This is a genomic window from Burkholderia sp. Ax-1720 (genome assembly GCF_011753035.1).
In the GTDB taxonomy this organism is placed as follows: Bacteria; Pseudomonadota; Gammaproteobacteria; order Burkholderiales; family Burkholderiaceae; genus Burkholderia; species Burkholderia gladioli.
In genome coordinates this window covers 14,074-34,743 of record NZ_VWWK01000013.1, presented here as the reverse complement: position 1 = coordinate 34,743, position 20,670 = coordinate 14,074, and the positions used below count along the sequence as shown (strand labels likewise).

Genomic DNA, 20,670 nt, shown 5'->3' with positions numbered 1-20,670 from the left:
TCGATCGGGGAACGTGATGCATCCAACATTAGAAGGCATAAAAGTAGAACTTGCGCAAATTTCTAGCGAGCTTCAGACTCGAATCCCGCACGATGAGCCATTCAATATTGCTACATCGAACTGGAGTTTTCCTGGGGTTACGCGACAGGAGTTGAGGGAAGAGGTCGATGGCATTATTTCTTTCATCGATGAGCGGGGTGATCAGGTCCCAGTTGGAGATGCTTATCCACGCGTCCAAGATTATATTAGGCGACTTCAATATCTGCGTACAAACACCATTGTAAACATTCCGGGAAATGCCGCAGCTGGTGTTTTAGCATACCAGCTCACTCTTCAAGGGTTGCGTACAGCGCTTGAAAACGTATTCAGGGATGTGTCTCGGACTCATCCTGCTGATTCCGTTGAAACACGTAGGCAATTGACTCGCAGAATTAGGGCACTCGAGGCACTGCTGAATAACTTCGAACCGAGAGCAGGAAATCTCGATGCAATACTCTCTCGTATCGAGAGTGCATATGAAGCTGCGGATAAGCTTCCAGAGGATTTGGAGTCTTTAGACGAAGCGCGAAAACAGGTGGGGTCGTATGTTACTGGTGCGACCGATGATTATAAGAAGATTCTTGAAGTGAGGGACCACGCAGAAAAACTCAACTTGGAGATGACTCAAGTCGCCACTGAGGCAAAGGCAGTGATGCAGCGGTGCGAAACTGCATATTCGGCAGCAACGAGCGTTGGTCTTGCTGCGGCGTTTTCTGAGCGATCGTCCGCCTTGTCACGATCGATGTGGGTTTGGGTTTGCGGATTGGTGTGTGCGCTTGCAGCGGGAGGCGTTTTTGGATCGAAGCAGCTGCATTCATTGACCAACTTGTTCAACAGTCCAACAGTTGCGCCATCGGTAGTTGCACTTAATATGGCTCTGTCGTTGCTGTCGGTGGGGGCGCCAGTATGGTTTGCATGGCTATCAACTAAGCAAATTGGGCAGCGCTTCAAGTTGTCAGAGGATTATGCATTCAAGGCCTCCGTGTCGCGCGCTTACGAAGGATTCCGGCGTGAGACTGCACGCTTCGACAAAGAGATGGAGGCTCGTTTGTTGTCGACTGCACTGACACGCCTTGACGAATTGCCACTTCGGTTCGTCGACTCCGAGAATCATGGCAGTCCGTTGCATGAATTGGCATCGTCACCAGTGGTGAAACAGGCTCTAAATTTGGTGCCAGATTTTGCGGACCAGGTCAAGGATCTCGCCAAAGCGGGCATCGGTACCCTCAGTGCGCTCCGAACTGCAAAAGAGAATACAGCCACAACATCCGAGCAGCCAGTGCCGAAGCAGACTGAATGAAGTTCCGTTGAGGCGCGGAATTTTCGACCATGAGAGGCGCGAAATTATTTTGGAAGATGAGGATTTTGCGTAACGCCAGACAAGGCGCTCACGACACCACATATTCCCATGTTTTGTTGTAAGTGATTGAAATATATGAATAATTAAGGATTTCGATTCCTGTTCTCGTGATCGAGCGGCCATCGTGATGCTTATGCCGGTTCAGCATTGCCTAGGCCGAATGGAAGAGTGTTTTCCGCGAGGTCGTGTTCTTGTGCCGCTCGCCATTCGCCAGTCCTGCGATCGATGTGAAGCGTGCGTATCGTGCCGCGCTTCGCGAAGAGAAGAAGTCCGATGCTGCCGTTGTCGATGTCGGGGCGAAATCCTGCCTGATATACAACAATTTTCGAGAAGGTGTCGGCGACGAGCTGGCGAGCAGTCATGCGTGCGTCATAGCTGAGGCTTGCCACGCCTTGCACTAAATCCCGCCATGTGTTTGCAGACACGGGCGCAACGTTTGATACTGATGCTGTGAGCTTTTGCTCTAGGACATTGACATTGCGGCGCTCGCTTACAACTTGACTTTCGAGCTCGCGAACGCGGCGTAACACGGCGATTGGCGCTTCGCCATCGTCAAGAAGTAGGGCGTCCGTGAAACGTTGAATCTGGGCTTCTAGCTTTGCAACCCACTGACGGGCGCTTGCTAGTTGCGCGGTCGCGGCGGTGACGCCCACATCGCCTTCGAGCAGCCTGGTCAAGTTCATTTGGTCCGAGCAATAATGCATTAGCGCGTGTTCGACCGGCGCGACGCTGCAACTGCCGCTGACCTTACAACCGGCGCTGGAGCTGTAGGTGACGCAGTGCAGCCGGCGGTGGCCCGGATAGGGAAGGCCGTTGGCCATGCGTCGACGCCCCATGATGTTCTGAGCGACGATCGCCGCGCCACAGTATCCGCAGTAAGTAATGCCCAAACCGGTCACCACACCAGGAATCTCGCCTTTACCTTTCCGGCGGCCGCGTTGCGCGGCTAGGTTGCGGAGATCTGCGAATTCGGCCGAGGTAAGGACGGCGGGGTAATAGCCTTGCAGCCTGAAGTGTTCGCCGTCGAGCTTGACTGTCTTCTCCCCGATCAACATTGGATTTGCGAGGAGTTTGTAGAGCTGTGAGGCGCCAGGTAGGCCGGCATCGGTGATCGCCAACCCTCGGCCGTGAAGGTGGCGCAGCGTGTGGACGGCTCCATGCCCCTTTTTATACATGTCGACCACCAACCGAATTGCGGCGGCCCGCTCCGGGATGAGTTCGAACTTCCCGCCCACTTCTCGAACCCACTGCGGATCCTTCCCGACCCGGATCGGCGCTCGCCAGGTGCCGGCAATCCAGCCCTGGCACTGGCGTCGGATTGCGGCCTTAACGCGCTTGCTCTTCGTGTCGGACTCCTCGTGCGCTCGGATCATCACCAGCAGGCTGTATACGAGGTCCATCGGCTGCGCTTTCAACCGCTCGCGGTTGTATTGACGGCCGTCGCTGGCTGTAACCACCGTGATACCAGCGTTCACGATTTGAGCCAACTGTGCCTGAGCCTGGATCGGTTCGGCGCGGCTCAGGCGGTCGAGCCCCTCGACGATCAATACGGAGCCGGCCGGCACTTGACCATCCTCGATCGCACGGAGGAAAACACCCAGAGCGCCTTGTTTGACGTGCCGCTGGTGGTAGGCCGACAGCCCCTCGTCACGCAGTGAAAGGGACGCATCGAGTTCCATCTCATTATCTGCTGCCCAGCGGGAGGCGTACTCCATCTGTCGGTCTACGCTGCCGCCGGCTGCTTGTTTTGGGTCGCTGAACCGTAAATAGCTGTAAACTCTCGCCTTTGCTGCCATGCTCCACGATTCCAGATGTCTAAAAAGATTGTAAGCCCCCGTATAGGTATGGTCTCCCTCGGCTGCCCCAAGGCCCTGGTCGACTCCGAACAAATCATCACCCAGCTGCGTGCCGAGGGTTACGAAATCTCCGGCACCTATGACGGCGCCGACCTGGTCGTCGTCAACACCTGCGGCTTCATCGACGATGCCGTGCAGGAGAGCCTCGACGCGATCGGCGAGGCGCTGACCGAGAACGGCAAGGTGATCGTGACCGGCTGCCTGGGCGCCAAGAAGAGCGCGAGCGGCGCCGGCCTGATCGAGGAAGTGCACCCGAGGGTGCTGGCCGTCACCGGTCCGCATGCGCTGGGCGAGGTGATGCAGGCGGTGCACAGCCACCTGCCCAAGCCGCACGACCCGTTCACCGACCTGGTGCCGGCCGCCGGCATCAAGCTCACGCCGCGCCATTACGCTTACCTGAAGATTTCCGAAGGCTGCAATCACCGCTGCACCTTCTGCATCATCCCCTCGATGCGCGGCGACCTGGTCTCGCGCCCCGTCGCCGAGGTGATGCTGGAAGCGGAAAACCTGTTCAAGTCGGGCGTCAAGGAACTGCTGGTGATCTCGCAGGACACCAGCGCCTACGGGGTCGACGTCAAGTACCGCACCGGCTTCTGGAATGGCCGCCCGCTCAAGACGCGCATGACCGAGCTGGTCGCCGCGCTCGGCGAGCTGGCCGCGCAATACGGCACCTGGGTGCGCCTGCATTACGTCTACCCGTATCCGCACGTCGACGAGGTGATCCCGCTGATGGCCGAGGGCGCCTCGCGCGGTCACGTGCTGCCTTATCTGGACGTGCCGTTCCAGCACGCCGACCCGGACGTGCTCAAGCGCATGCGCCGCCCGGCGAATGCCGAGAAGGTGCTCGACCGGGTGCGCAAGTGGCGCGAGATCTGCCCGGACCTGACGATCCGCAGCACCTTCATCGCCGGTTTCCCCGGCGAGACGGAAGCCCAGTTCGAGACCCTGCTCGACTTCATTCGCGAGGCGGAACTCGATCGCGTCGGCTGCTTCGCCTATTCGCCGGTCGAGGGCGCTACCGCCAACGAACTGGACGGTGCGCTGCCCGACGAGGTGCGCGAGGAACGCCGCGCGCGCTTCATGGAAGTGGCCGAGGAAATCTCGGCGGCGCGCATCGAACGCAAGGTCGGCCAGACGCTGAAGGTGCTGATCGACGAAGTCAACGCCGAAGGCGGGATCGGCCGCACCGCGGCCGACGCGCCGGAAATCGACGGCGTGGTCTATGTCGAGCCGGCGCAGGGCGCCAAGCGCTACAAGGTCGGCGATTTCGTGCCGGTGACGATCACCGGCGCCGACGGCCACGATCTGTGGGGCGAGGTCGGCGCGGCATGACGGAGTCGATGGCGCCGGTGTACCCCGAAGTCCTCGCCTTCGGCGAGGCGATGGTCGAATTCAACCAGTCCCAGCCGGGGTCGCCGCAATACCTGCAGGGTTTCGGCGGCGATACCTCGAACTTCTGCATCGCCGCGGCGCGCCAGGGCGCGCGTACCGGTTTCGTGTCGGCGGTCGGCGACGACCATTTCGGCCGGCTCCTGCTCGAGCTGTGGCGGCGCGAGCAGGTCGACACCGCGACGGTGCGCGTCGATCGTTCGGCGCCGACCGGCGTCTATTTCGTCTCGCACGGCGAGCACGGCCACGCCTTCGACTACCTGCGCGCCGGCTCCGCGGCGAGCCGCTACGCGAGCGGCGAGCTGCCGCTCGAGGCGATCGCGGCGGCTCGCGTGATCCATCTGTCGGGCATCAGCTTCGCGATCAGCGCGAGCGCCTGCGACGCGGCCTTCGCGGCGATCGACCATGCGCGCGCGAACGGCGTGCGCGTGAGCTTCGACACCAACCTGCGGCTCAAGCTCTGGCCGCTCGCGCGGGCCCGCGCGGTGATGCTGGAGGCGCTGCGGCGCACCGACATCTGCCTGCCGAGCTGGGACGACGTGACCCTGCTGACCGGCCATGAGGAGCGCGACGCGATCGTCGACGCGCTGCTCGATTGCGGCCCGGCCGTGGTCGCGCTGAAGCTCGGCAAGGACGGCGCCTATGTCGCCACGCGCGACGAGCGGCGCCTGGTGCCGGGCTTCGCGGTCGAGGCACTCGACGCGACCGGCGCGGGCGACTGCTTCGGCGGCGCTTTCATCGCACGAATCGTGGCCGGCGACGATCCGTTCACGGCCGCGCGCTACGCCAACGCGGCAGCCGCGCTGTCCACGCGCGGTTATGGCGCGGTGGCCCCGATCCCCGAGGCGGACGCGGTCCGCGCCTTGCTCGAGGGCTGATCGCGAGCGCCGCCGGCCGTCCCCGGCGGCGGTGGCCCGCTCGAAGGAATCCTCGATCGCCGCGCCCCGCATCCGTATTACCCTGCGGGTCACCAACAGATGACATCGGAGGCACTATGCAGCAGCGCGAAGTGGTGGTGGTCAGTGGTGTGCGCACCGCGATCGGCGGTTTCGGCGGCAGCCTGAAGGAATTCTCGCCGACCCAGCTCGGCGCGCGCGTGGTGCGCGAGGTGCTGGAGCGCGCGGGCGTGAACGGCGAGGAAGTCGGGCACGTGGTGTTCGGCAACGTGGTGCATACCGAGCCGCGCGACATGTACCTGGCACGCGTCGCCGCGATCGAGGGCGGCATCGCGCAGCACACGCCGGCGGTGACGGTGAACCGCCTGTGCGGCTCGGGCCTGCAGGCGATCGTCTCGGCCGCGCAGAGCGTGCTGCTCGGCGATGCCGACATCGCCGTGGCCGGCGGCGCCGAGAACATGAGCCGCGCGCCGTACACGATGCCGGCCGCGCGTTTCGGGCAGCGCATGGGCGACGCGAAGATCGTCGACATGATGCTCGGCGCGCTGCACGACCCGTTCCAGTCGATCCACATGGGCGTGACGGCCGAGAACGTGGCCGCCAGATACGGCATCACGCGCGAGGCGCAGGATGCGCTGGCGCTCGAATCGCATCGCCGCGCATCGCACGCGAGCCGCGCCGGCTATTTCAAGACGCAGATCCTGCCGATCGAGATCGGCTCGAAGAAGGGCACCGTGCTCTTCGATAGCGACGAGCACGTGCGCCACGACGCGAGCGCCGAGGATTTCTCCAAGCTGCGCCCGGTGTTCGCGAAGGAAAACGGCACGGTCACGGCCGGCAATGCCTCGGGCATCAACGATGCGGCCGCGGCCGTCACGCTGATGGAGCGGCGCGTGGCCGAGGCGCGCGGGCTCAAGCCGCTGGCGCGGCTGCTGTCCTACGCGCATGCCGGCGTCGATCCGGCCTACATGGGGATCGGCCCCGTGCCGGCCTCCCGGAAGGCGCTGGAAAAAGCGGGCATCCAGGTTGCGGATCTCGACGTGATCGAGGCCAACGAGGCCTTCGCCGCGCAAGCCTGCGCCGTGTCGAACGAGCTCGGCTTCGATCCGGCCAAGGTCAACCCGAACGGCTCGGGCATCTCGCTGGGCCACCCGATCGGCGCGACCGGCGCGCTGATCACCGTGAAGGCGCTGTACGAACTGCACCGGATCTCGGGCCGCTACGCGCTCGTGACGATGTGCATCGGTGGCGGGCAGGGGATCGCCGCCGTGTTCGAGCGCATGGACTGATTGCCGACCCCTGGTAAAAAGGAGCAAGCCGACGTGGCAGCCGCAAGCCGAAACCGATCCCGCATCCGATCCCGACTCGCGACAGCGCTCGCCTGCGCGCTGGCAGCCGGCGCGCTGCACGCCCAGACGCATCCAAGCCAGCCGCCGGCGGCCGCTACCTCGGGCGCCTCGACCGCGGAGGCGGCCGCCGCCGCCGCCGCGGCCCCTCCCGAGCGCGACGACACGGCGCCCGCCAAGCCGCTGAAGCCGGATCCGGCGCTCGAGAAGCTGCCGCGCTACGACGGCACGCTGGGCGGCCGCGCGATCGTGGCCCATCTCGGCCCGAAGACGGACGAGCCGGGCGTGCACGGCGAATATCGCTACGCCGACACGGGCCAGGTGATCCTGCTGGCGGGCGATCGGGACGGCGATACGCTGGAGATCGAGGAGTCGAACGACGGCACCAATATCACCGGCGTCTGGGTCGGCCATTTCGATGCATCGGGCGCGCTGTCGGCCGATCGCATGAATGCCGACGAATCGGATCCGCAGCCGGTGGTGCTGCGCCCGGCCGGCGGCGCGAGCCATGCGGGGCAGACGGGGCATGCTCCGGCGCCGGCCGTGCCCGCTTCCGGTGCCGCGGCTACCGGGGCGGCGCCGCGCGCGGGGCACGCGGTCGGCGGCGTCGGCAATCTTTCCACCTCGGACTGAGCCGGCGCTGACGCAATGCAGCAAGCGGCGCGCCCCGGCCCGGCCATCGCCGAGCGGGGCGGCCGCCGCGGTGAACACCGCCTGGTCCGCCGCTGTGCCGACCTGTTTCGCGACGCCTTCGCGAACCGCATGACATCTCCACCCAGCCTCGCCGGCGCGCCCGCGCCGACCGGCTCGGCGACGTCGCCGGCGACTGTACCGGGCCAAGCTCCGCGAATCGGGCTACCCTGTGCGGATCGTTTCCCCTGCCTCCTCTCCCTCATATGACCGATACCTCTTCGCCGCGCGCCCTCCAGACCCGCATCGTCCAGCCCGAAGGCGAACTGCCCGCCGGCTGGGCCTCGTTCGTCACGCCGGTGGCGCGCGCCTCGACCGTGGTGTTCCCCGATCTGGCGACGATGCGCGCGCTCGACTGGCGCGAGGACGACAAGTGGCGCTACGGCCTGCACGCCACGCCCACCGCGCTCGAACTGGCGCGCCAACTGGCCGTGATCGAGGGCGGCGCGCACGCGCTGCTGCAGCCCTCGGGGCTGGCGTCGATCATGAACGTCTATTTCGGCATCGTGAAGAGCGGCGACGACGTGCTGGTCCCGCACAACGCCTACAGCCCCAACGCCGATCTCGGCAACTGGCTGGCGCGCGATTTCGGCATTAGCGTGCGCTTCTACGATCCGCTGATCGGCGCCGGCATCGCCGAGCTGATCCGCCCCGAAACGCGCCTGCTGTGGCTGGAGGCGCCGGGCTCGGTGACCATGGAAGTGCCCGACGTGCGGGCCATCACGGCGGTGGCGCGCGCGCGCGGCGTGATCACCGCGATCGACAACACCTATTCGGCGGGCCTGGCGTTCAAGCCCTTCGAGCACGGCGTCGACATCTCGGTGCAGGCGCTCACCAAGTACCAGTCGGGCGGCAGCGACGTGCTGATGGGCGCGACCATCACGGCCGAGCGCGCGATCCACGAGCGGCTCAAGCTGGCGCGCATGCGCACCGGCCTGGGCGTGTCGGCCGACGACTGCTCGCTGGTCCTGCGCAACCTGCCGAACATGCGGCTGCGCTTCGAGGCACACAGCCGCAGCGCGCTGGCGCTGGCCAAGTGGCTGAAGACGCGTCCCGAGATCGCCTCGGTGCTGCATCCCGAGCTGCCCGACTGCCCGGGCCACGAAGCCTTCGCGCGCGACTTCACGGGCGCGGGCGGGCTGTTCTCGGTGGTGTTCGACGCGCGTTATCGTGCCGAGCAGATCGACCGATTCGTCGAGGCGCTCGACCTGTTCGCGATCGGCTGGAGCTGGGGCGGGGCGCGCAGTCTCGCGATGCCCTACGACATCGCCTCGATGCGGCCGAGCTGGTCGCAGGGCACCCTGGTGCGCTTCTACGTCGGCCTGGAAGAAGAGGCGGACCTGCGCGCCGACATCGAACGCGCGCTGGCCGCGACGCTCGGATAAACGGCGGCATCGCCGGCCGCTCGTCCGTCCGGCGCGCTGAAAAAAATGGCAGATCGGCCGGAGCCGATCTGCCATTTTTCATGGGCCTCGCGGCTTGCGCCGGGGCCGCGCGCGGCACTTCAGAACAGGCGCAGCAGGCCGTCGAGGCCGACGTGGTCGAACGCGACGCTGGCCGCCTCGCGCACCACGGGCTTGGCGCGGAACGCCACCGAGAAGCCGGCGGTGGCCATCATCGCCAGGTCGTTCGAGCCGTCGCCCATCGCGATCGCGCGCGAGGGCTCGAAGCCGAGCGTCGCGCAGGTCTCGCGCACGGTGCGCGCCTTGACCTCGGCATTGACGATCTCGCCGAGCACCTTGCCGGTCAGCTTGCCGTCGACGATCTCGAGCGTGTTGGCCCGGGCGAAGTCGAGGCCGAGCCGTGCCTTGAGCCGCTCGGTGAAGAAGCTGAAGCCGCCCGACACCAGCAGGGTCTTGAGGCCGGCGGCGCGGGCGCCGGCCAGCATCGCCTCGGCGCCCGGCGACAGTTGCAGCCGCTCCTCGTAGACACGCTCCAGCGCGCTCGCCTCGAGCCCGGCCAGCAGCGCGACGCGCCGCGTCAGGCTCTCGTTGAAATCCTTGATCTCGCCGCGCATCGAGGCTTCGGTGATCGCGGCGACCTCGGCCTTGAGGCCGCAGAAATCGGCGATCTCGTCGATGCACTCGATGGTGATCAGCGTCGAATCCATGTCCATCGCGACCAGCCCGAAATCGCCGAGCCGGCGGCCCGCCTCGACGAAGGCGTAATCGAGGCCGTGGGTGCCGCAATAGACGGCGAGGTCGGGCGCCTGCGCGCGCTGCGCGCCCTCGATGCGGATCGCCTGTTCGTCGATCGAGGCGAGGCCGGTGCCGCGTGCCAGCGCGAGCAGGGTTTTGTGGTGGACCGGGGACAGCGGCGCGGGGCTCTGGATGACGAGATTCGTGGTCATGACGGGTCGCGTGAGACGGGAACGGCGCGCCTCGCGCGCCGGGAAGGCCGCTATTGTAGCCGGTCGGCGCGGCCCGGCCGCCGGTTTCGGCGCGGCGCCGGGCAGGGCGGCGCCAAGGCAGGGTGGCGTGGCGGCACCGCGTCGGCCCGGTGCGGATCGTCGGTTTCGTCGTCCTGAGCGATTTCCGGTTTCGGCCGCGCTAGCGCGGCACCCGGGGCGCGACGCCGCCCTCACGATCCCAATAGGGCGGATCGCCGAAATGCGCGGCGATGAAATCGATGAAGGCGGTCAGCTTCAAGGGCACGAAGGCGCGGCTCGGGTAGACCGCCCAGATCGCCGAGGGCTCGGCGAGCGGATAGTCGGCCAGCACGGGCACCAGCGAGCCGTCGCGCAGGTTCGGGCCGACGTCCCAGGTGGACTTGACGGCGATGCCGAAGCCGTCCACCAGCGCCTCGCGGATCGCCTCGCCGTTGCTGGCCACCAGCCGCCCGCCGACGCGCACCGTGAGCGGGCCGGCCGGCGTCTCGAAGGCCCAGTCGCGCTGGTCGCCGAGCACCACGCATTCGTGGCGCGCGAGGTCGGCCGGATGATGGGGCGTGCCGTGTTCGGCCAGGTAGGCCGGCGAGGCGCAGACCACGCGGCGATTCACCGCCAGGCGCCGCGCCACCAGGCTCGAATCGCGCAGCGCGCCGAGCCGGATCGCCAGGTCGATGCCCTCGTCGACCAGGTCGACGATCTCGTCGGACAGGCGCAGGTCGATCGAGACTTGCGGATAACGGCGCAGGAAGGCCGGGATCACCGGCGCCACGTGCTGGCGGCCGAACGAGGAGGACATCGAGATGCGCAAGCGGCCATGCGGCTCGCCGCGCGCCCGGCCGACCGCCGCTCGGGCCGAGTCGGCCGCATCGAGCAGCGTCTGGGCACGCGCGAGGAACAGCTCGCCGTCCTGGGTCAGCGTCACGCGCCGGGTGGTGCGATGCAGCAGCCGAGCGCCGAGCTGGCGTTCGAGCTGGGCCAGCCGGCTGCTGGCCACCGTGGCCGACACGCCGAACTCGCGGCCGGCCGCCGAGACATTGGCCAGCAGCGCGGCGCGCACGAACAGCGCGACGTCGAGCAGGTCGAGCGGTTTGTCGGCAGGCGTGGCCCGGGGCTCGCGAGGCTCGCTCATTATCCGGATTTCCAAAAAAATGTTTCCGGCATTATGTCGGTTTTTCTCCAGGATCGGGCCGCGTAGGATGGCCTCCATCGAAGCATCCGTTTCCCCATCGAGGAGCAAGCACATGAAAGCGATTGGCCTGACCCGTTACCTCCCGATCGACGACCCGCAGTCGCTGGTCGACGTCGAGCTGCCCACCCCCGCGCCGAGCGGCCGCGACCTGCTGGTCAAGGTCGAGGCGGTGTCGGTCAACCCGGTCGACACCAAGGTGCGCGCGCCCAAGGACAAGGTGGAGCCCAGCCCGCGCGTGCTGGGCTGGGACGCGGCCGGCACGGTGGCCGCGGTCGGCCCCGAGGTCACGCTGTTCCGGGTCGGCGATCCGGTCTATTACGCCGGCAGCATCACGCGGCCCGGCGCGAACAGCGAGTACCACCTGGTCGACGAGCGGATCGTTGCGCTCAAGCCGGCCTCGCTCGACTTCGCGGCGGCCGCCGCGCTGCCCTTGACGGCGATCACCGCCTGGGAGGCCCTGTTCGACCGCCTGAAGGTGTCGCCGCAAGGCCGCGACGCGGGCAAGACCGTGCTGGTGATCGGTGGCGCGGGCGGGGTCGGCTCGATCGGCATCCAGCTCGCCAAGCAGCTCGGCCAGTTGACGGTGATCGCCACCGCCTCGCGTCCCGAGTCGGCCAAATGGGTGCTCGAGCTTGGTGCCGACCACGTGGTCGACCACTTCGGCGACCTGCCGGCGCAGATCCGCGCGGCCGGCTTCGAGTCGGTCGACTACGTGCTGGTGTTCAACGATACCGACCGCCATTTCCCGGCGGCCGCCGAGATCGTCAAGCCGCAGGGCGGCATTTGCACCATCGTCGAGAACGCCAAACCGGTGCCGGTCGAGCAGCTCAAGGCGAAGAGCGCGGCCTTCCACTGGGAGTTCATGTTCACGCGCTCGATGTTCGGCACGCTCGACATGATCGAGCAGCACAAGCTGCTGACCGAGGTGGCGCGGCTGGTCGATGCGGGCACGCTGCGCGCCACGGTCGGCCAGCAGCTCGGCGCCATCAACGCCGCGAACCTGCGCGAGGCGCACCGCCTGCTCGAGGCCGGGCGCGCGATCGGCAAGCTGGTGCTGAGCGGGTTCTGACGCGGCGTGTGACGCGGCGGCGAGGGCGGTGGGTTTGCGCCGGCCGCTTCGCCCCGGCCATCTTGCGTTGCAACGACAAAGGCCGCCGCGCGATGCGTGGCGGCCTTTGTCGTCGAGCGTGGCTGCGCGACGGCGCGGCATGCTGCGGCGCGCCATCGGCGGCCGCGCTCGCACAGGGCGCCGGCGCCTCGTCGCGCGGTGCGCGTGACGCCACCACAACATGCTCCATACAAGCGTCACCGAAGCCGCCGCTTGCGATTAGACTGGATATCCGCGTGCATCGTGTCTTGCCATATAACCAGGCGCCGCCCGCTGGGCGGCGCAATATCAGGAGGACAGCATGAGCCTGCGTATTCCGTCCGTCGCCGTGTGCGCCGTCGCCTTCGCGGCGGCCCTCGCCAGCTCCGCCGCGAACGCGGCGCCGCCGATCAAGGGCAGCGCCAGCGGCGGCAACGACGGCCAGCTCCAGTACACGGTGAAGGTCGATTCGAAGCGCTTCGGCGCCTCCGAGGAAACGCGCAAGATCCGCTCGGGCGAAACCGACGACTTCAACTGGAAGTCGGTGCCGCCCTCGGGCGCGGTGGCGATGCCCGACGGTTGCCCCGATGCCGATTCCCTGCCGCGCGACGCGAACGGCGCGATGGTCCGGCAGACCCAGGTGCGGCTCGCGCCCTCGGTCGACGCCAAGGGCATGGCCACGGTGCAGATCAGCTTCCAGGCCAGCGCGCCCGACGGCACCACCTCGGTGAGCGCCGATGGCAAGACCCTGCAGTGCCCGAAGCCGGTCACCGTCAGCGAGGTCAAGCGCGTCTCGCTCTCGACGCGCGGCGGCGCGAAGACCATCGCGATGAGCGACGGCACGCGCGTGACGGTATCGATCCAGCAGTGAGTCGAGTGTCTCGCGCCGTCCGGCGCGAGCCGGCGCGGCGGTATTGATCGATGTGATGAAGCGCGACGCGCCGTGCCGGTTGGCGCGGCGCGTTTTTGCGCGCGTCTTGATCGCCTGCCGTAAGCCTTGCTTCGTCTCTCCTCGGCCGCTCGCCGAGGCGCCGTTCAGCGCCGCTTCCTGCGCGGCTTGCGCTCGACCAGGCGCGCGGACAGGAAGCGGTGGTCGGCCGAGAACAGGCGCCGGTAGGTCTGCAGCACCGCGCCGACCGTGCCCAGCGCCGAGGCCGCCGCGATCAGGAACATGATCACGATCTGGTAGCGCACCGCCTGCAGCGGCGGCTGGCCGGCCAGCACCTGGCCCGTCATCATGCCCGGCAGGCTGACGATGCCGACCACCGCCATCTGGTTCAGGGTCGGCAGCATGCCGGCGCGCACGGCCTGGCGCGCGGCGTCCCGGGCGGCTTCCCAGCGCGTTGCGCCGAGCGCCAGAGCGGTCTCGATGCGGTCGCGCCGCGCGGTCAGCTCGCCCGTCATGCGTTCGACGCCGAGCCCGACGCCGGTCAGCGCATTGCCGAGGATCATGCCGAGGATCGGGATCGCATATTGCGGCTCGTACCAGGGATGGATGCGGATCACCACGAACAGCCCGACCGCGCCGACCGCCCAGGAACCCACCCAGATCGACACGATGCTGTCGATGCGCTGGCCCGCGTAGGTGCGCTCGCCGCGCGCGGCGCCGGCGAAGCCGGCCACCAGCGTCATCAGGATCATCAGCGGCAGCACCACGGTCCAGCTCGGATGACCGAACACCCAGCCCAGCACGTAACCGATCGCGAGCAGTTGCACCACGGTGCGCACCGCGGCGATCGCCAACTGGCGGCCCAGGCCCAGCGACAGCGCGAAGGACAGCGCGCCGTTGACCGCCACCAGCGCGGCGGCGATCGCCACGTCGCCGAGGCTCAGGTCCTGCAGTACCGGGCTCATCGCGCTGCCCCGTCTTGGCCCCGGCTGCCCGGCTCGTCGGCGTCGCCGAGCACGCCGGCGCGCATCCTCACCTGGCGCGAGCCGACCCGGGCCGCCTGCGCCGGATCGTGCGAGACCCACATATAGGCGCGCGCCTCGGGCGCGGCCTCGAACCAGGCCGTCACCAGCGTCTCGACCGCGCGCGCCGATTCGGGATCGAGCGCGGCGGTCGGTTCGTCGAGCAGCAGTACCTCGGGTTCGAGCTGCAGCACGCGCAGCAGCGCGGCGATCTGCGCCTCGCCGCCCGACAGTTCGCTGGCGGCCTGGTCGAGAAAATCGTCGGCGCGGCCGGCGCGGGTCGCGAGCTCGGCCACGCGGGCGCGATCGAAGCGCAGGTCGCCATAGACGGCCAGCGAATACGGGTAGCGCAGCAGATCCTCGACGCTGCCGTCGTCGAAGACGGCAGGGCGCTGGCGCAGATAGGCGACGCCGCGGCGGTAGCGCGTGATCGATGCGCGCGCAACCGGTGCGCCGCGCCAGAGCAGGGCGCCGCCGTCGATCGGATCGAGCAGGGCGAGCGCGCGCAGGAACACGCTCTTGCCCGATCCGGACGGACCGGTGACAGCAACGCGCATGCCCGGGGCGAGGAGAAAGTCGGTCGGCGCCACCAACACCCTTTGCGAGACTGGGTCGCGACGGGTCAGGCCGCGGGCTTCGATCAGGCCGGCTGCTGTCATAAATGCAAGAAATGGTAAAGGGAGAAGGACGCCTCGCGCGCGATGCCATAATACCGATAACCTGCTTGCAAGTCGTCTGGCGCGGCCTTGCGCCCGATGTCTTGTCTCGATAAGAAAAAACTGGAGCCCGGCATGACGCTTACCCGAGTCATCGGCAAATCGGCGGCCTGGATCGTCGGCATCATCCTGGTGCTGATCGCCGCGCTCGTCGTCTTCATCCTCACGTTCGACTGGAATCGCGCGAGGCCGTATATCAACGAACGCGTCAGCACCGAGATCGGCCGGCCGTTCGCGATCCAGGGCGACCTCAAGGTCGGCTGGCGCCGCCCCTCCGGCGAAACCGGTTGGCGCGCCTGGATACCCTGGCCGAGCTTCACCGCCAACAACATCGTGATCGGCAATCCCGACTGGACAAAATCCCCGCATTTCGCCACGCTCGACGCCGCGCATTTCGACCTCGCCGTGCTGCCGCTGCTCGCGCATCGCGTGGTGATCCCCTCGATCGACATCGTCAATCCCGCGCTCGATATCGAGCGGCTCGCCGACGGCCGCAACAACTGGACCTTTTCCTTCAAGCAGTCGGGCGAGCCGTCGACCTGGAAGGTCGAGCTTCACGATTTCGGTTTCGCCAAGGGCACGGTGAGCTATCGTGACGCGATCACCAAGGCCGACCTGAATGTCGCGATCGACACGCTCGGCCAGCCGATCCCGCTCGGCGAGGTGCTCAAGCAGCAGGAGGCCACCTCGCGCGCGGCCTCGGCGCAGCGCGTCGGCAAGGCCGGGGCCGCGCAACTGACGAAGAAGATCGAGGCGGCTTCGGCCGCCGCTGCGGCTTCCGCTGCTTCGGGTGCCTCGTCGGCTTCGACCGCGCCGGCTTCGTCGGCTTCGTCGGCGTCGGCCGCGTCCGCCAGCGACGCGTCGACCACGTCGGCTTCGGCCGCGAGCAGCGCCTCGTCCGCCGATGCCGCGGTGGCTGCCGCCTCGGCGGCCAGCGGTGCCGCCGCCACGCCGCCCGCGCCGACCTATGCCTTCGGCCTGGTGGTGAAGGGCCGCTACAAGAACGTGCCGATCGACGGCACCGGCAAGATCGGCGGCGTGCTCGCGGTGCGCGACGCCACCCGCCCGTTCCCGCTGCAGGCCGACATCAAGGCCGGCGACACGCGCCTGGCGATCGTCGGCACGCTGACCGACCCGATGCAGCTCGCCGCCATCGACCTGCGGCTCTGGCTGCAGGGCACCAGCATGTCGCATCTGTACGCGCTGACGGGCGTCACCCTGCCCGATACGCCACCCTATGCCACCGAAGGCCGGCTGATCGGCCAGTTCCGCCGCAACGGCAGCACCTTCCGTTACGAGAACTTCGACGGCCGGGTGGGCGGCAGCGACCTGCACGGCACGCTCAGCTATGCGCAGCGCGCGCCGCGCCCGCTGCTCTCGGGCGAGCTGGTCTCGAACCTGCTGCAGTTCTCGGATCTCGCGCCGGTGGTGGGCGCCGACAGCGCTTCGAGCAAGCGCGCGCGCGGCGACACCACCAGGCAGCCGGCCGATCGCGTGCTGCCGGTCGAGACCTTCCGCACCGATCGCTGGAAGGCGCTCGACGCCGACGTGAAGTTCACGGGCCGCAAGCTGGTCAAGAACAAGGACCTGCCGATCAGCGATCTCTACACTCATATCGTGATGCAGGACGGCGTGCTCTCGCTCACGCCGCTGCGCTTCGGCGTGGCCGGCGGCACGCTGTCCACCGAGGCGCGGCTCGACGGCAGCGGCACGCCGCTCAAGGGCCGCTTCTCGGTGGCCGCGCGGCACCTGAAGCTCAAGCAGTTGTTCCCGACCGCGAAGGTGATGCAATCGGCCTTCGGCGAGATCAACGGCGACGCCACGCTGGCGGCTTCCGGCAACTCGCCGGCCGCGCTCGCGGCCACCTCGACGGGCGAGGTCAAGGCGCTGGTCACCGACGGCGCGATCAGCCGGCTGCTGATGGAGGCGGCGGGGCTCAACGTCGCCAACGTGGTCTACGAGAAGCTGTTCGGCAATCGCGACGTGAAGATCAATTGCGCGGCGGTCGACTTCGTCGCCACCGACGGCATCCTGAACTCCAAGCTGTTCGCGCTCGATACCGACGACGCCGTGATCCGCGTCGACGGCAACGTGAACCTGCGCGACGAGGGCATGGACCTGCAGATCCATCCGCAGACCAAGGGCTTCCGCGTGTTCTCGCTGCGTTCGCCGCTCTACGTGAAGGGCACCTTCAAGAACCCGAAGGTGGGCGTCAACGTCGGCGCGCTGGCCTTGCGGGCCGGCGCGGCGGTGGGCCTGGGCATCATCAACCCGTTCGCCGCGCTGATCCCGCTGATCGCGCCGAGCAACAACCGCGACGTGCCGTGCTCGGAACTGTTCGCGCAGCTCAATGCCTCGCAGCAGATGAAGAAGGCGGCCGCCGAGGGCGCGAAGAAGCATTGAAGTGCCGGCGCCGGCGCCGGCGCCGGCGTCGCGCGAGGCCCCGAGCCCGCGCGACGCCGGCGTCTTGTCGGGTTCGCGCCGTCCCTCCCATGCGCGGAACCTGCCGGCCATGCCGGACGACGCCAAATAGGGTCGAGGCCCCGACCCATCCGCACGACCCCCGCCGCGCCGCATCCAAGGCACCGCGATCCCGCCCGATTTCCCAGCATCCGCCCGCCGACGGCGCCAGGCACAGTGCGTCACCGAGACCTGCTAAAATGTCGGGTTTACGTCGATCTACCACTTAACAGGCCACGCTGTGCTTTCTACCGCCAACATCACGATGCAATTCGGGCCCAAGCCCCTGTTCGAGAACATCTCGGTCAAGTTCGGGGAGGGCAACCGCTACGGGCTGATCGGCGCGAACGGCTGCGGCAAGTCGACCTTCATGAAGATCCTCGGCAGCGATCTCGAGCCCAGCGGCGGCAATGTCGCGCTCGAGCCGAACATCCGCCTGGGCAAGCTGCGCCAGGACCAGTTCGCCTACGAGGACGTGCGCGTGCTCGACGTGGTGATGCAGGGCCACACGGAAATGTGGGCCGCCATGACCGAGCGCGACGCGATCTACGCGAACCCGGAAGCCACCGACGACGACTACATGCACGCGGCCGAGCTGGAGGCGAAGTTCGCCGAGTTCGGCGGCTACGATGCCGAGGCGCGCGCGGGTGCGCTGCTGCTGGGCATCGGCATCGACGAGAAGCTGCACAACGGCACCATGAGCGAGGTGGCCCCCGGCTGGAAGCTGCGCGTGCTGCTGGCGCAGGCGCTGTTCTCCAAGCCCGACGTCCTGCTGCTCGACGAGCCGACCAACAACCTGGACATCAACTCGATCCGTTGGCTGGAAGACACGCTCAACCAGTACAACTCGACGATGATCATCATCTCGCACGATCGTCACTTCCTGAACTCGGTCTGCACCCACATGGCCGACATGGACTTCGGCACGCTGAAGGTCTGGCCGGGCAACTACGACGACTACATGCTCGCCTCGGCGCAGGCGCGCGAGCGCCAGGCCAATGCCAATGCGCGTGCCAAGGAGCGCGTGGCCGAACTGCAGGACTTCGTGCGCCGCTTCTCGGCGAACAAGTCCAAGGCGCGCCAGGCCACCAGCCGCGCCAAGCAGATCGACAAGATCAAGATCGAGGAATTCAAGCCCTCGTCGCGCCAGAATCCGTTCATCCGCTTCGAGTTCGAGAAGAAGCTGCACAACATCGCGGTGGTGGCGGAAGAGGCGACCAAGAAGTACGAGCGCACCATCTTCAGCAATTTCAACCTGTCGGTGCAGCCGGGCGAGCGCATCGCCATCATCGGCGAGAACGGCGCGGGCAAGACCACGCTGCTGCGCGCGCTGCTCGGCAATCTCGAGCTCGACCACGGCAGCGTCAAATGGGCCGAGAACGCGAACGTCGGCTACATGCCGCAGGACACCTACGAGGAGTTCCCGGACGACGTCACGCTGATGGACTGGATCGACAACTACCGCAAGGAAGGCGACGACGAGACCATGGTGCGCGGCACGCTGGGCCGCCTGCTGTTCTCCTCCGACGACATCAAGAAGTCGGTGAAGGTGCTGTCGGGCGGCGAGAAGGGCCGCATGATCTGGGGCAAGCTGATGCTGGGCCGCCACAACGTGCTGCTGATGGACGAGCCGACCAACCACATGGACATGGAGTCGATCGAGTCGCTGCAGATCGCGCTCGAGCAGTTCGAGGGCACGCTGATCTTCGTCTCGCACGACCGTGAATTCGTCAGCGGGCTGGCCAATCGCATCATCGAGGTGCGCACCGACGGCACGCTCAACGACTTCGGCGGCAACTACGAGGACTTCCTGGCGACGCAGGAAAAGGCCTGATTGCCTCACGCCCTTCGCTCATGGGCTCCGATTGTCACGTTGGAGCCAGTCGGGCGGGGGTAGGCGAGCGGAGATGCCCGGGACGGCAGCTGCGTTTGCCGTTGAGCGAACCGGGCCTGGCTGAGATGGCTGCGAAAAGGCTGGCACCGACGATCTGTCGGTGCCAGCCTTTTTCCTTGGTTATTCCGTCTGCGTCGGGTTCGATCGATGGCAGGCCGGTCCAATGAGGGGGGAGTCATATGCGTCTCACACGTTTGGCCTTGATCGGGTGGTGTGGTTCTGTCGTCTGCGCGGCATCGGCTCATGTCGCTCCCCAAGGCCAGGTGCTGCCGCTATCGATCCTCGATAACCGCCCCTTTGTCGAGGCGAAGGTCGATGGAAAAGGTCCGTTCTCCTTCATCCTGGATACGGGGTCCTCGAGCTCGACCGTCAGTACCGGATTGGCGGAGCAGCTGAAGCTGGCCGCCGTCCATGCCGGGACGGGAACGGGGGCCGGCGAGCAAGCCCTGTCCTTCAAGATCGTCCACCTCGACGATTTGAGCGTGGGTGCGTTCTCTCTCGGCGCCCTGGACGTTCCGGCGATGGATACGAGCCGCCTCGGCCGCGTGATGGGTTTCCGGCATTTCGACGGCGTGCTCGGGGCGGAGCTGTTCAGGAAATACGTTCTGACGCTGGATGCCGCGGGAAAGCAACTGACCATCCAGCCCGAGGACCAGTTCAAGCCCGTGGCGGGTGCGATTCCGGTCCCCTTCTCCCTGGACGAGAACGGCATGCCGCTCGTGAGCGCTTCGGTGAATGGCATGACGGCGCTGTTTCAGGTCGATACCGGGGACCGGTTCAGCCTGACGCTGTTCGGTGCCTTTTGGCGGGCCTATCGCCTGGACGAGCACATCGGTACGACCGTCCAGGCAATGACCGGGTACGGCGATGGCGGGCCGATTCTCGGCATCGTCGGCCGGCCGGCCGTTTTTTCGATTGGCAAGCTTCCGGTGCCGGCGCCCGTCACGCGCCTCTCGCTGCAGAAGTCCGGCGCCTTCACCCGGGGCGATCGGGCAGGGAGCATCGGCATGGGGATCCTCAAGCGATTTACGGTTTCCTTCGACTATGGCCGTCAGCTGATGTGGCTTTCGAAGCGTGCCGAATCCGATGTTCCCGATCGCTATGATCGAAGTGGCATGTGGTTGGCGCTATCTCGACAAGGCGGGCTTCAGGTCGTGGATGTAACGGCGAACGGACCCGCGGCAAAAGCCGGAATCCAGGCCGGCGACGTCATTGTCAAGGTGGGTTCCCTTCGCGCTGAAGCCGGGACCTTGTTCAAGATAAGAACCATGTTTCAAGATCCGCAAGTGTCAACGGTGCCGATTCTCATCCGTCGACCGAGCGGCGATCGGTCAGTCAGTATCGCGCTTCGGGATCTGATCTCCCCCTAGTTTGCCTGGCGATACGGCGGCCCAGCCCGCAGCTTGCGCTTGACGCGCGTCAACCCCCGTATCCGCCATTCCCCGATC

Annotated in this window: 16 protein-coding genes; 11 read left to right on the top strand and 5 right to left on the bottom strand. The window is 66.9% G+C overall.

Going from position 1 to position 20,670, the window contains the following annotated elements; genetic code table 11:
- The first annotated feature begins 13 nt into the window (after nt 1–13).
- Entirely contained in the window at nt 14–1,339 is a 1,326-nt protein-coding gene (locus F3J18_RS06540) for a hypothetical protein (protein ID WP_166912048.1), read from the top strand.
- 191 nt (nt 1,340–1,530) lie between these two features.
- Here the strand turns inward: F3J18_RS06540 and F3J18_RS06535 are convergent, their stop codons facing one another.
- On the bottom strand, nt 1,531–3,195 hold the full coding sequence (locus tag F3J18_RS06535; protein WP_166912046.1) for a recombinase family protein: 1,665 nt from the start codon (nt 3,193–3,195) through the stop codon (nt 1,531–1,533).
- Between the two features lie 15 nt (nt 3,196–3,210).
- Between F3J18_RS06535 and rimO the strand changes: the two genes are divergently transcribed.
- From rimO to F3J18_RS06510, 5 genes are all read left to right on the top strand, one after another.
- Nucleotides 3,211–4,587, top strand: a complete 1,377-nt coding sequence (gene rimO / locus F3J18_RS06530) for a 30S ribosomal protein S12 methylthiotransferase RimO (protein ID WP_166912044.1) — start codon at nt 3,211–3,213, stop codon at nt 4,585–4,587.
- A gap of 8 nt (nt 4,588–4,595) precedes the next feature.
- Complete coding sequence (locus tag F3J18_RS06525) at nt 4,596–5,522, top strand: sugar kinase (RefSeq protein ID WP_166912117.1); 927 nt, start codon at nt 4,596–4,598, stop codon at nt 5,520–5,522.
- 116 nt (nt 5,523–5,638) lie between these two features.
- Complete coding sequence (gene bktB, locus F3J18_RS06520) at nt 5,639–6,829, top strand: beta-ketothiolase BktB (RefSeq protein WP_025097683.1); 1,191 nt, start codon at nt 5,639–5,641, stop codon at nt 6,827–6,829.
- 99 nt (nt 6,830–6,928) lie between these two features.
- Nucleotides 6,929–7,519: a hypothetical protein gene (locus tag F3J18_RS06515; protein ID WP_205195334.1), complete on the top strand. Its 591-nt coding sequence runs from the start codon at nt 6,929–6,931 to the stop codon at nt 7,517–7,519.
- A gap of 263 nt (nt 7,520–7,782) precedes the next feature.
- Nucleotides 7,783–8,961, top strand: coding sequence for a cystathionine beta-lyase (locus F3J18_RS06510; RefSeq protein ID WP_025097685.1), 1,179 nt, complete (start codon nt 7,783–7,785; stop codon nt 8,959–8,961).
- A gap of 119 nt (nt 8,962–9,080) precedes the next feature.
- On the opposite strand, the gene serB is transcribed toward F3J18_RS06510, so the two are convergent.
- Entirely contained in the window at nt 9,081–9,926 is an 846-nt protein-coding gene (serB, locus tag F3J18_RS06505) for a phosphoserine phosphatase SerB (protein WP_166912040.1), read from the bottom strand.
- Nucleotides 9,927–10,125: 199 nt separating this feature from the next.
- Nucleotides 10,126–11,094 carry a LysR family transcriptional regulator gene (locus F3J18_RS06500; RefSeq protein WP_029949608.1) on the bottom strand — a complete coding sequence of 323 codons (969 nt, stop codon included), beginning with the start codon at nt 11,092–11,094 and terminating at the stop codon, nt 10,126–10,128.
- A 112-nt stretch (nt 11,095–11,206) separates the two neighbouring features.
- Here F3J18_RS06500 and F3J18_RS06495 point away from each other — a divergent pair, with 112 nt between their 5' ends.
- Together F3J18_RS06495 and F3J18_RS06490 are read left to right on the top strand one after the other, a co-directional pair.
- Nucleotides 11,207–12,223, top strand: coding sequence for a zinc-binding alcohol dehydrogenase family protein (locus tag F3J18_RS06495; RefSeq protein WP_166912038.1), 1,017 nt, complete (start codon nt 11,207–11,209; stop codon nt 12,221–12,223).
- 340 nt (nt 12,224–12,563) lie between these two features.
- Nucleotides 12,564–13,112 (top strand): DUF6013 family protein, encoded by a 549-nt coding sequence (locus F3J18_RS06490; RefSeq protein WP_025097689.1) that lies wholly within the window; start codon nt 12,564–12,566, stop codon nt 13,110–13,112.
- A 164-nt stretch (nt 13,113–13,276) separates the two neighbouring features.
- On the opposite strand, the gene fetB is transcribed toward F3J18_RS06490, so the two are convergent.
- Nucleotides 13,277–14,095 (bottom strand): iron export ABC transporter permease subunit FetB, encoded by an 819-nt coding sequence (gene fetB / locus F3J18_RS06485; protein ID WP_025101443.1) that lies wholly within the window; start codon nt 14,093–14,095, stop codon nt 13,277–13,279.
- On the bottom strand, nt 14,092–14,811 hold the full coding sequence (locus tag F3J18_RS06480) for an ATP-binding cassette domain-containing protein (protein WP_166912036.1): 720 nt from the start codon (nt 14,809–14,811) through the stop codon (nt 14,092–14,094). The genes fetB and F3J18_RS06480 overlap by 4 nt, the downstream gene beginning before the upstream one ends.
- 132 nt (nt 14,812–14,943) lie before the next feature.
- Here F3J18_RS06480 and F3J18_RS06475 point away from each other — a divergent pair, with 132 nt between their 5' ends.
- The 3 genes from F3J18_RS06475 to F3J18_RS06465 all read left to right on the top strand — a co-directional run bounded on the left by F3J18_RS06475 (nt 14,944) and on the right by F3J18_RS06465 (nt 20,592).
- A complete protein-coding gene (locus tag F3J18_RS06475) occupies nt 14,944–17,271 on the top strand; it encodes an AsmA family protein (RefSeq protein WP_166912034.1) in 2,328 nt (775 codons plus the stop codon).
- Between the two features lie 298 nt (nt 17,272–17,569).
- On the top strand, nt 17,570–19,162 hold the full coding sequence (locus F3J18_RS06470; protein ID WP_025101440.1) for an ABC-F family ATPase: 1,593 nt from the start codon (nt 17,570–17,572) through the stop codon (nt 19,160–19,162).
- A gap of 239 nt (nt 19,163–19,401) precedes the next feature.
- The gene (locus F3J18_RS06465) at nt 19,402–20,592 is read left to right on the top strand and encodes an aspartyl protease family protein (protein WP_166912032.1); all 1,191 of its coding nucleotides are present in this window, start codon (nt 19,402–19,404) and stop codon (nt 20,590–20,592) included.
- The last annotated feature ends 78 nt before the right edge of the window (nt 20,593–20,670 follow it).